At 40.1% G+C, this 12,249-nt stretch carries 11 protein-coding genes; 3 read left to right on the forward strand and 8 right to left on the reverse strand.

Features of this window, described 5'->3' with window-relative positions; all coding sequences use genetic code 11:
* Positions 1 to 54: 54 nt before the first annotated feature.
* The 3 genes from WDA22_05515 (at position 55) to WDA22_05525 (ending at position 4,877) form a co-directional block, all read left to right on the forward strand.
* Positions 55 to 2,577 carry a sulfatase-like hydrolase/transferase gene (locus WDA22_05515; protein MFA5832921.1) on the forward strand — a complete coding sequence of 841 codons (2,523 nt, stop codon included), beginning with the start codon at positions 55 to 57 and terminating at the stop codon, positions 2,575 to 2,577.
* A 480-nt stretch (positions 2,578 to 3,057) separates the two neighbouring features.
* Positions 3,058 to 4,599: a serine hydrolase gene (locus tag WDA22_05520; GenBank protein ID MFA5832922.1), complete on the forward strand. Its 1,542-nt coding sequence runs from the start codon at positions 3,058 to 3,060 to the stop codon at positions 4,597 to 4,599.
* 50 nt (positions 4,600 to 4,649) lie between these two features.
* Positions 4,650 to 4,877 (forward strand): VF530 family protein, encoded by a 228-nt coding sequence (locus tag WDA22_05525; GenBank protein MFA5832923.1) that lies wholly within the window; start codon positions 4,650 to 4,652, stop codon positions 4,875 to 4,877.
* A gap of 5 nt (positions 4,878 to 4,882) precedes the next feature.
* Here WDA22_05525 and WDA22_05530 read toward each other — a convergent pair whose 3' ends face one another.
* The 8 genes from WDA22_05530 to WDA22_05565 are packed head-to-tail and all read right to left on the reverse strand — an operon-like array spanning position 4,883 to position 12,064.
* On the reverse strand, positions 4,883 to 5,038 hold the full coding sequence (locus WDA22_05530; GenBank protein MFA5832924.1) for a hypothetical protein: 156 nt from the start codon (positions 5,036 to 5,038) through the stop codon (positions 4,883 to 4,885).
* Positions 5,039 to 5,084: 46 nt separating this feature from the next.
* Positions 5,085 to 5,909 carry a hypothetical protein gene (locus tag WDA22_05535; GenBank protein ID MFA5832925.1) on the reverse strand — a complete coding sequence of 275 codons (825 nt, stop codon included), beginning with the start codon at positions 5,907 to 5,909 and terminating at the stop codon, positions 5,085 to 5,087.
* 23 nt (positions 5,910 to 5,932) lie between these two features.
* Positions 5,933 to 7,273: a menaquinone reductase integral membrane subunit QrcD gene (gene qrcD, locus WDA22_05540; GenBank protein MFA5832926.1), complete on the reverse strand. Its 1,341-nt coding sequence runs from the start codon at positions 7,271 to 7,273 to the stop codon at positions 5,933 to 5,935.
* A complete protein-coding gene (locus WDA22_05545; GenBank protein ID MFA5832927.1) occupies positions 7,266 to 8,039 on the reverse strand; it encodes a 4Fe-4S dicluster domain-containing protein in 774 nt (257 codons plus the stop codon). Before WDA22_05545 ends, qrcD begins: the two co-directional genes overlap by 8 nt.
* Before the next feature lie 3 nt (positions 8,040 to 8,042).
* Positions 8,043 to 10,148 (reverse strand): molybdopterin-dependent oxidoreductase, encoded by a 2,106-nt coding sequence (locus WDA22_05550; protein MFA5832928.1) that lies wholly within the window; start codon positions 10,146 to 10,148, stop codon positions 8,043 to 8,045.
* Between the two features lie 59 nt (positions 10,149 to 10,207).
* Complete coding sequence (gene qrcA / locus WDA22_05555; protein MFA5832929.1) at positions 10,208 to 10,789, reverse strand: menaquinone reductase multiheme cytochrome c subunit QrcA; 582 nt, start codon at positions 10,787 to 10,789, stop codon at positions 10,208 to 10,210.
* Positions 10,786 to 11,802, reverse strand: coding sequence for a hypothetical protein (locus WDA22_05560; GenBank protein ID MFA5832930.1), 1,017 nt, complete (start codon positions 11,800 to 11,802; stop codon positions 10,786 to 10,788). The genes qrcA and WDA22_05560 overlap by 4 nt, the downstream gene beginning before the upstream one ends.
* Positions 11,771 to 12,064, reverse strand: a complete 294-nt coding sequence (locus WDA22_05565; GenBank protein ID MFA5832931.1) for a hypothetical protein — start codon at positions 12,062 to 12,064, stop codon at positions 11,771 to 11,773. The genes WDA22_05560 and WDA22_05565 overlap by 32 nt, the downstream gene beginning before the upstream one ends.
* Positions 12,065 to 12,249 lie beyond the last annotated feature (185 nt).

Genomic DNA, 12,249 nt, shown 5'->3' on the forward strand with positions numbered 1-12,249 from the left:
ACAGCCAAAATACTAAAGATGGCAGAATGAAGCGATTAGAATGATAGGAGTATTATGAATATCTCCAGAAGGTTTACCTTATTATTGCTCGCGATATTTTTTGTATCACATGTTCAAGCTCAAAAAACAAAATATGTTGTTATCATTATGCTGGACGGAGCAAGATACACCGAGACATTTGGGGATTCAACGCATACATATATTCCCACAATGTGGAATGTCTTAAAACCACAAGGAACAATCTACACTTCTTACTATAATAATGGTAAAACCGAAACAAATCCCGGACACGCAAGCATTTTAAGTGGTACATGGCAATATATAGCGAACGATGGTTCCGAACGTTCTCATAGTCCAACGATATTTGAGTACTTCCGAAAACAAAAAAATGTGCCTAGTACAGATTGTTGGGTCGCATTGGGAAAAGATAAACTAAATGTCTTAACCAATAGTACGCATGCGGACTATGGAGCTCAATATGCCGCATCCTATAAAATATCTACCGATCCGGCAAACGATATTCTCACCTATGATAATGTCAGATTTGTTTTGACCAATCATCGATCACGAATAACCATCGCAAATTTTGCAAAGATCGATATTGAAGGACATGCCGCTTCATGGGAAACATATCTGGAGGCAATTAAACGTGCCGATTCCCTGGTAACATCGTTATGGAATTCGATACAGTCAGATGCTGATTTGAAAAATAAAACTACTCTTATCGTTACGAATGATCACGGAAGACATACGACTGATTTTTCAGGACATGGGGATGGATGTGATGGATGTCGTCACGTTATGTTAATGATACTCGGTCCGGACACACCAAAAGGAAAAATTGACAGCACACTCTCAAGCCAGATCGATATCGCACCAACAATTGGCAAGATGATGAGATTTTCTCCCTTTCTTGCGGAAGGGAATGTAATAGAATCGGCCATTGAAGCTGCAGCAAATGTGCCGATTATTTTGAAGAATTCTCCTACAACAAAAATCTCCGGAACATATTCTCTACAATGGTCCACAGGCTATACAAAAGATTCGTTGACAACAATTGTTGAATACAGTAAAGATGCAGGAATTTCTTGGAATCAATTGTTAAATACAACCGCCAAAGATTCCGTGTATCAATGGAACACTTTAAATGTGAATGATGGCACTCGTTATCGACTCCGAATTTCTGTCTATGGTGATACGACATATGGAATTACACAATCCGCTCAGAATTTTACTATTGATAATCCAGCTAATGGAGCGCCAGATATAGAATTGCTCTCGCCAAACAGGAATATTATTGTTTCAGGGAAAATGAATATTGTATGGAATGCTGCGGATGCGGAAGGAGACAATCTTTCTCTGACGATGAATGGAAGTACGGATAATGGGTTATCGTGGTACACAATTGCATCAAATCTACCCAATACCGGTTCTTATGAGTGGGAAACAAATCCTGTTGCGAATAGCAAATCATTCAGAATAAAAATCATTTGCAGCGATGGTCAAGCAAGTTCTGAAGTTGTTTCACCGATGTTTGAAGTAGAAAATATACGTCTCAAGGTACCTTCGTTAAAACAAAGCGCTGGTTCAGGTAATGGGATTGTCACTGTGAATATTGTTAATCCTTCGCAAATGAACGGCAATTCATATACAATTGAATTTCTGGATAGTGCTTATGGATTAAAACGCTACAATGTCATTAATGTAACAAAAAATATTACTGTCCTAAAAAATATTTTGTTTGCCACCGATGGAAGCGAAGGTCCGTTATTTGATGGCATGCGACTATCTATTATTGATTATCCGGAACCACTGCACAATAAAGATTCCACAAAATGGATCAAAGGAAATTCAACATTATTCAGTAAAGTCAATCTTCCGGAACTTGTTTTCCCGGAAGGAAACATCATTGCAACTCCGGAAGCTGCCGATTATGAAATTCGTATTTCCAATACAATTATTGATACTTCCAAAGAGTATTTCGGCGCCTCTGCAACGCCGCTGTATTTTACTGTGTTTAACACAACACTAAATAAAAAAACTCCTATCGTGCTGACGGAATTATTAACGGATGGCAAATTTTCATTTGGTGACGACCTCTATTTTTTTAGAAAAGACTCATCAAATAAAGATGTACTATCCTGGGAGCTGTTTGTTGATGGGGATGTAAATTCTATCAATCCTCAACAGGGAGATATATTCAAAGTAGCAACGATAAAGCCAATGACCGGTAAAGATATTTTTGCATTTACTGCGGTACCAACCTTAGTAAACGTAACGGATATCATTCCACAAAAATTTGGACTTTCTCAGAATTATCCTAATCCATTTAATCCTGCAACAAACATTAGGGTTTCGATTCCCGTTTCATGCTTTGTTAAGGTGAAAGTCTTTGACCTGTTGGGAAGGGAAGTATCAACTATTGTGAATGAACTGATTTCTCCGGGAGAGTACCAATTTGAATTTAATGCAAAACCCTTTGCCAGCGGAATTTATTTCTATCGAATAATGGCAACGTCATTAATCGGTAATCGAGAATTATTTACGCAATCGAAAAAAATGATCTATATAAAATAATTGTAACTATTCAGCGACGAAATAAAACAATATAAAATCCTTGTCATTTCCCGAAGGGATGGCCTAGCCACTGAACGAGTTCCGCAGTTTTTATTGCGGAACGCAGTGAAGAATCTGGTTTGTCCGCTCGACGACTCATATGAAGTTTTGTCAGATTCTTCGCTACGCTCAGAATAACAAGTAATTTATGATTCACCCAAATAATAACTGAGAAATTACAAATAATTAAAAATGAAACTATTGCCATCCTGAGCGGAGCGAAGGATCTGAGCAAGCCACAGAATTATTTTCCAAAAAAAAGCGCAGCGAAGCTCCGCTGTACGAAGTGCCGCACAATACAAAATGATGACAGCAAATTTGATACTATTTTTAGAATGACCGTTGTTTTTGTGTTTTTGAGATGGCTTCTAGAAATATTTATACTCCGCGATTATTTTATCTATAGTTGCCAATGTTTATCATTTTACAGAAAGGATTCTTATGAAATTCATCGTTTCAATTTTTATGCTCGCTATTGTATCCACTCTCAATGCTCAATCAATACCAAAAGATTTTGATGCCTATGTTGAAAAAGTTCTGAAAACATTTAATGTGCCTGGTGTTGCGGTTGCAATTGTAAAAGATGGGAAAGTGATTCTTGCAAAAGGTTACGGACTGAAAACAATCGGAACAAAAGATAAAGTAGACAGTAAAACAAATTTCAGTATAGCTTCCAATACAAAAGCATTTGTCGGCACATCGCTTGGTATTTTGGTAGATGAAGGGAAGATAAAATGGAACGATCGTGTGGTTGATCATCTCCCATGGTTTCAACTCTCCGACCCGTATGTAACCAAAGAAATGCGTGTTATCGATCTTCTTGTCCATCGAAGCGGACTTGGGTTAGGAGCCGGTGATCTTTTAATTTGGCCGACAAACACGTACAATCAAAAAGATGTTGTAAAACGTTTTAAAAATATTCCTCTTGCAACAAGTTTCAGAAGTACTTATGCGTACGACAACATTCTGTATTTGATAGCAGGAGAATTAATTGAAGCGGTGAGCGGTATGTCGTGGGATGCATTTGTTCAAACCAGAATTTTTAACAAACTGGGGATGAACAATAGCGTTTTGACATTTTCAGATGCTGTGAAAAAAGGGAATGTTGCCACACCGCATGCGGAGATAAATGGTATTGTAAGACTCGTTGCGGCATCGGATAGTGCCAAGACTAATCCAGCGGCAACAGTGAATACGAATGCTGAAGATATTGCGAAATGGATGATCTGCCAACTCGATTCAGGGAAATATGCTGATAGTTCCAAACTTTTTACTCCTACAATTACCCGTACACTTTGGTCAGTTGTTACACCGCTTCCTGTTGGAAAAGTAGCAAAAGAATTATCGCCGATGCAGCCAAACTTTGCCGGTTATGGTGCAGGATTTTTTCTGCGTGATTATCGCGGTAAGAAACTTGTTTGGCATACCGGAGGGCTTTCCGGATTTGTATCATTGGTTGCGATGATTCCTGAGTTGAGAGTTGGCGTTGCGGTGTTTACCAATCAGGAAGTAGGAGGGGCATTTTATTCCATCGGTTGGCGTGCACTCGATTATTATTTAAATGCCAATTATGATTGGATCGCCGCGTATAAAGCAGTAAAAAATCGTGCCGATTCAACCGATAAGGCAGCGGAAGCAAAGAGATCAGCTGCAAGAGACTCGCTTTCAAAACCTTCATTATCACTGGAAAAATATGCGGGAAAATATAACGATACTTGGTATGGTGAAATCAATATTGAACTGAAAGCTGGGAAATTATTCATGCAAATGGCTGCAACACCATCGTTAGGAGGATATTTAGAACATTACCAGTATAATACGTTTATTGCCCGCTGGAGTGATCCTGAGATGCGTGCTGATGCATTTGTAACCTTTTCATTGAATCCAGACGGCAGTATTGAGACAGTAAAGATGAAAGCTGTTTCTCCGGCAACCGATTTCAGTTTTGATTTCCACGATTTGTTATTAAAACCTATTAAATGATAAAATTGTGTAAGACGTCAGACTGTGATGTCCTACACAAGTAAAGAAAAATGAGCCAGAAAATAATACAACCGAATAATCCGTTACATGGCAAAACACTTGAAATGATTTTGCATCATCTTGTTGATCATTTCGGTTGGGAAGAATTAGGGAAGTGTATTAAAGTACGATGCTTTAACGAAAACCCTAGCATCAAATCGAGTTTGACTTTTTTGCGAAAGACACCTTGGGCAAGGGAAAAAGTGGAAGAACTATATCTTGAAGTGATTCAGGAATAAATTCTTTATGGACGGTGTTGCCGCCGTCCCGATAGTTCGCCATAATTCGGTTTGTCGGCACGGACGCCAGTCCGTGCCAAAAAGATAAAGGGACGGTGTAGCCACCGTCCCGACACTTTGCAATAATTCGGTTTGTCGGCACGGACGCTAGTCCGTGCCATTAATTAAAAATGGAACGGTATTGCCGCCGTCCCGATAAAGTTGAGATTACGCCTCTAAAAACATCTGCCCCAAAACCCCATCCCAATCTGCTTTTGGAAAATGTCTATGAAAATCCGGTACCAGTTCACCACCATCTGCTAATGTTGCCCCGACACCGCTTGTAGCAAACGAAATCTGCAGTCGTTCCAATTCCCGCATTATCCAATTTGGTACTTCTTTTCCTTTCAAAAGATGTTCTGTTAGTTTTTCAGAATTATCCACTTTTACTTTCAGATACCATCCTTTTTCGGCATCACCATGTTCAATCACTTCTCCATCGATAGGAGAGAGAATACGAATGTTGGTATTATGTTTCTTAACCAGCATTCCTTTTCCATTCACCGATAATCGTGATCCTACAGGAGGTAGCTCAATCGAATATGGTTTCCCGATAATACGCGTACCAAAATCATCAATGCCGATTTTGTAGGTTCCATCTTTTTCTTCCTGAACCCATGTATGTCCTCGATGATATAGTCGATAGGGGGGCATGGTGAATCCATATGATTCAAATTGCAGCATTGGTGCTTTGGTTTTCCGTGCCGCTAAAACGGGATGAACCTTGCACGATCTGCAGTCAAACTGATGATCGCATGTGCGATGCTGAACATCGCCACTTAATTCATGCCGGCACACTTTCATGGCAGGAGAGAGATCCTCAAAATCTGAATGCCATTGAATTGCTTCCATTCTGTGCAATTGTTCCGCTTGTTGCGTTCTTCGCATTGCCAGAATTACAGTCGAAACGATGGTGACAAAAATGGTAAAGAACACCAATAAAAAAGTGATATGAAAAACTGTCCAGTGAAATTCATAAACCCAGGGTACCATAATCAACTCCGTATCAATCGTAGTTAAAGTTTAGATGATGCAAATCTATTAAGCATATTCGAAACAAATTTTGGTTTCCAAAATGATTCTTGATTACTGGTTTTCGCAAATTCCTGCATTGAAAGCTCACCGTTCATTGGAGTTAACTCTTTTTCCTGCGGGAACATTGTTGCATATCGATAAGTGAATGAATAGAGGAGAACGCCATATGCGACGACAAACAAAAATGTAGCAACTTCTTCCCAACTTGGTGAATAGGTAAGAAAATCGTCAAACGGTAATGTCGGAAGTGCGAGAGTTTGTATCGTCATAACAAACCGATTAAGCATTACTCCGCTGCAGACTAAAAAGCCGGCTCCCAAAAGGAGTTTTCTATTTTCCCGCAGTTTGCTTTTTAAAAGAATGAGAGCTGGCATTAAACCGAACAGAACAATCTCTGTAAACAATATCCACGTACCGAAAGATTGAGTTGCGTAATATTCAAAAGCGGGGAAACCATTTCCCGGAGATGTGCTATTGATCCAGATGAGCGTGTCAATCGACTTCAATAAAATATAAGCAATCAACATTATGCCGGAAACTTTACCGAGGAATCTGTATACCTCAGGTTTCACCAGGCGTTTCTTGGTAAGTTTTTCAACAAGCCATGTTGTCAACATGATAAAACTTGGTCCCGCTGCTGCTGCGGAAAGTACAAACAAGAAAAATGTGGAAGGCCAAATTCCCAATTCTTCTCTAAATGCAAATGGACGTCCGCGCAATACTCCGAATAATCCACCGAGTGAACCTTGGTGGAAGAATGAAAGAAATGTTCCGATTCCGGCAAGAACCGGCATCAGTTTGTGCAGTTCAAATTCGAATACGAGAAATTTTGGTATTTGTCGTAACTGCCTGTTTTTCAAAACGATGGGTACATATTCGATTAATAAAACAATTAAGTAGCAGGTTAGGCAGAATGTCACTTCCGTCAGCATGGAATGTGTATTGGGATGCCAGAATGTGAACCATGCACGTATTGGTTGTCCGACATCGACTGCCAAAACAAGAATTGCACCGCTGTAACAAATGAGGCCGATGACGACAGCACTATTGATCACCGCTTTCAATTCTTTTCTCCGGAGAATGTACAGGAGAAATCCGGTGAAAAACGCTCCAGCTCCCAGAGCAATTACCGTTAAATCAAGAAATATCCATATTCCAAACGCAAACCGGTTATCCATGTTCGTATGAAATAATCCTTCCGCCAAACAAAGATAAATTGCATAGATTCCGAGCATTAGTAACGCTGTCCATGGAATAATCCAGAGTAAAAATTTCTCGAATGAGATCCGCTGCACACCGCGCGGTATAAATTTCTTATCCATGAAATCCCTCCTGCTGTGTGCGAGTTAGTGATTTTTCTGCCATCGCACGAACCCATTTTTTTTCAGAATGATAATAAACTTTCGGTTCCGTCCCGAGGCGGGATAAAAATTGAAATGTATTTTCGTTCTTTGCCGATTGTGCAACTGCCGTTGTTGCCTCATTAAGGTCTCCAAATGTAATTGCCTTATTTGGACAAGACTCAACACATGCCGGAACATAATCGGTCGGATTGATTTCACGATTTCCTTGCGATGCGGCTTTTTGCTTTGCTGCATGCAACCTACCGTGACAAAAATTACATTTTTCAACAACGCCGCGCATGCGTGGTGACACATCAGGATTGAGTTGTTTCTTCATTCCTTCTGTCCATGTTGGATCCCACCAATTAAAATACCGAGCATGATACGGACATGCGGCCATGCAGTATCGGCATCCCAAACATCTCTGTGGAACCTGTCCGACAATCCCTGTGGAGGGATCAATATCAACCGCATTTTGCGGGCAGACTGTCATGCATGGAGTTTCCTTTTCACATTGCTGACAAAACATTGGTACAAAAACAGATTCGCTTTTTGGAAATTGCTCATTATTGGAAACTGTTGTAATGTTTAACCAGGTTAAACTGTTTCGTTTATTCATTTTTTCTAACGCAGGAGGAATATTGTTCTCAATAGAACAAGCAACAGTGCAGGCACCGCATCCATTGCATTTATCCAGATCGATCACCATTCCGTACTTTTGTTTTTTGTCAGTCATTGTTTCCATCTGTTACACCTTCAGAAGATTTGCAGTAGTTATTCTCCAGGTTCCGTCATTGGTGACTTCACAGAGATTCAAAATATTATTTCCTGTAGGATGTTGCGGCGTTTCTTTACCGTTAAGTAACGGTCCAATTGATGCCTCAATAATTCCTGGCCGAACCGTGGATTCTATTTTTATGCGGACATTTAATGACCCATTTATTGTAGTTAATGTCGCAGATTCATTTTTTGCAAAACCAAGTTGATGTGCCGTTGCCGGATTAACCGATACTATCCCATTGGTGTTGCGCAATTCCGTTTCTTGAAATACTTTGCTCAGAATTGGAGAGATTTGCGCTGTTGATGTTGCACCGCGCCATCCGTAAGCGAGCAACTGAATTCCGTCGGATTCATTTTTGTATGATTGATTAGTAGCCAACCCAAGTGTGAACGAATGGGGTAGAGTCTGCTTCATTGGTTCATCAAGCCATACAGCACCTTCAATCAATTTTGTCCATATTTCATCAGCCGAAGATAGCTCGCTGATTTTGACTACACTTTGATCAGCATAGATAAAAAGTGATCCACGTTTTTGAGAATAGATTTCATTTACTTTTTGTTTGAGTAATTCTTCATGTGTAGGAATATCCGACACAATATTCAATCGCAAGGATATTTCTTTTACAACATCGAGTGGATCAGTGGTATTTTCTTGTCGTTTCAAAAGAGGAGATGACAATGCAAATGTTGCAACAACACTGTCAGTTGAGGTAACGACATCATTCATAGATTCCAGATGTGCCGGTGATGGGATAAAATAATCTGCGTGAGCTGAAAAATCGTTCAAAATAGGAGAAAGAGTAACAATAAAACTATTTCCCGGAATCAGTTTTTTCTGGATGAACGACCATGGTATGGCATATCCGGAATCTGATCCATCAATAATCAAAACACCGATGGAATGATCTTGTATTGTTGACCATTGAACTGCTTTGTCTTCATTTTTATATCCGGGTATCTCTCTGCGAGAAATAATTCCTCCACATTTTCCGATATTACCGATCAAAAAATTCAGAGACGCGATTACTTTTTCCGTCTCATCATCAAACGGTCCTCCGCCGGGATCTGAACTGCTCAAAACAATGGCAGATTCTGCATTGATAAGTTGGTGTGCAATGGATGTTACAACACTCGCATCAACGCCAGTCAATTGACTAGTATTTTTAGGGTTAAATTCATCGACAATATTTTTGAATTGCATAAAATCGAGTGCAGATCGTTTTATGTTTTGCGAGATGAGGTTGTTATGTATTAACACATAAGCAATATTGAGCGCGAGGTACTTTTCTGTGCCGGGTTGTATTGCAATCCATTCACCTGATTGCATTGCGGTTCGTGAGTAGCGGCTGTCAACCTGAACAATCTTAGCTTTTTTTGAATTGCGAAATGCAGTCATACGTCCAGGAATTCCCCAGCCATCAAACAACGGGGCTCCAAACGAAAGGACCATCGATGTATTTTCAAAATCAAATCCGTAAGAATCAGTTGTTCGATTCATCATTTCTTTTACAACTGAAAGAGTTCCATCTTCACATGAAGGTGAAGTGAGATATTTTCCATTTGGTATTTTATTTAAAAATTCCCGATAGATTTCTGAAATTGCTCTCTTTGGCTGCAGATCAAGAATTGCGATAGTTCCATTTGATTCTTTAATCTTTTTTGCAATTTCATCCAACGCTTCATTTAAGGAAACAGCCGTCATTTTGCTATTGTCGGATTTCCCAACAAATTTGTGTGGATGAACAATGCGTAAAGGATGAAAGGCCATATGATGGCTTGCCAAACCGCGTGTGCAGATCGTACCGTGCGTTAGTGGATGATTTTGAACTCCCCGCAAATAATACGGCATGCCGGAAACACAATCAGCCTTAATCGCACATCCGCCACTGCATAACGTGCAGTGCGAAAATGCTGTTGTAATTGGGCCGTGTGGTAATGGCGGAGTCAGAGACCAATTCTGTGTCCAAATCGCAGAATCATCGAGCAGTTTCCACGGAAGAGGTGAAAGCATGATTCCGAGAATTCCACCACCGGTAAATTTCAAAATATCTCGTCGTGTAATTGTCTTTTGCATATATTTCTTTCCGGATGAATCAAAGGGAAGCCGTTCTTGAGGTTGCCTTCTGCATGAAATTATTTGTGACAAGCAACGCAGCCGTCGTGTCTGTCTCTATCGTCGTGACATCGTACACACTTATCCATTTTCATTCCGATTGTCTTCTTCAGAGAAATTCCGGAAATGTTTGCACCCCAAATATCTCTACTATACCCTGAAATTCTATTCAATTGGTGAACGCGTAATGATGCTGATGTTCCGTGTGAATCATGACATTCTTCACATTTCATTTTACCAAGGGTAACGTGCGGTGCGTGAGAGAAAAATGCGTTATCCGGTTGACGGGAATACACAAGCCACGGAATTTCTTTTATGGGGGTGATATATTGTTCAACCAATTGTTTTTCTAATTCGGTTTCTCCAAGTGCAGAAGAGTGACATTCAGCGCATTTAGCAATCATCGGAATTCCCTGGAAACGTCCATTCTCATTAGTGGTATGACAATCTTCACATGCCATGCCTCCTTTTTCGCCAGTATGTGTTACATGACTGAATTGCATCGGTTGTTCGTTGGATTGATATAAGGCAAAAGGAAAAGCATACCATCCGATAAGCAATCCGAATACTATGCCAGCTATAAACATGATTTTGGATTTCATAGTTGTAGATTCCAAAGAGCGAGCGGTGAAAAAAAGTCATTATACAATTGCAGTAATTCTTCTCTTGTTAATCGTTGTGCCAATCCGGTTTGGAAACATCCCCCGTCCGCCATCAATATTGCTCCGTGCATATCCGGTTGTGAAGATATTTTATGTGCCAATGAAGTCATGCGATTCATTTCTTTTACCATCCATGGATGAACGAGTTGTCCCGTAATCAATCCGTTCGGTTGTTCATTCATATTTTTGAATTTTGTTTCAGTTGTTTCGAATAACCAGCCCACGGTGTAAGGATCAGCATTAATCTTTTCCGGATTTGTGCGCAGATAGGTATTGGCGCGAGTGATATTCATCTGCATCGGAAAAACAAATTGTAGATCTACACCTCTGATGGAGAAGGAGACTGTTGGTCGCTGATATCCTTTATTGGTGATAAATGTGATTTCATCAATAGGACCCAACACCTTCATCATAAAAGCATCCACCCCAATGTGACAGACGCCGTCAATTCCAATATCCATCCACATATGATTAGGAGAAAAGAAAAGGTGATGAGGAATTTTAACATCTTCGACAGTATTCTGATAATGACTGCCGTTGCCATTCGCAATTTCCATTTCCGTAGTGGATTCTTGCGGTTGTGCGAGTGTATGATATAATTCACAATACTTGTGGCTCTCCGTTCCGCATTGCGAGAGAACTGATTCGGTGTATGGTATGTACTTTGTTACAGCTGCTGCCGTGCAGTATTGAACAAGTGATTCATGAAGAAAAGGACAATGATCGATGCTCGGCCGATCTTCCAAGTGCTGTTTTGCAGCAGAACAATTAATGTATTCACGTGACGAGCATCGTTCATTGTCAGGCTGCTCAGCAAGTCGAACAATCATTTTTCTATACGCTGATGCGCGACAGAATTTGACCTGTGCTTCTCGTAAAAATGGACATCGCATGGCACACCTCTTTTTCACAGATAACGATTTAATTCTCGGATCGTTGAATGTTCTTTTCATCATCTTCTTCAATGTTATATTTTTTTGCCGTCTCTTTTTCGTCTATCCGTTTTCCGCCGTCTGCCATCGTAATGCCGAGATCATCAAGTGCAAACGAGTGATCATCCTGTAACTGAGGAATGCGAACTTTGCTGCGCACATCAGCAAATACTTCTTTTGCAATAACGCTGCCGACTGCTATGAGGCATATCAACGTAACAATTCCTAATCCAACGTTGGTGATTGTCAGCCAAAGGGTTTCCGAATCCATTGAGTTAAACATAATAGTCTCCTTTTTGAGAGTGTTGTTTTTTTCTTCTGAAACTGTTTCTTGTTTCACAACAACACAATCCAAACTTCATGCCTCGTTTTTAGTAAGTAGTATAAGTTCCATGAATTCAATAGTTTGCGAGAATTTGAAATGAAAAATGGAAGTACTCGAAATGTTCTTGGATGTGGGAAATTCCG

Source organism: Bacteroidota bacterium (assembly GCA_041658205.1).
GTDB lineage: Bacteria > Bacteroidota > Ignavibacteria > UBA10030 > UBA8401 > UBA8401.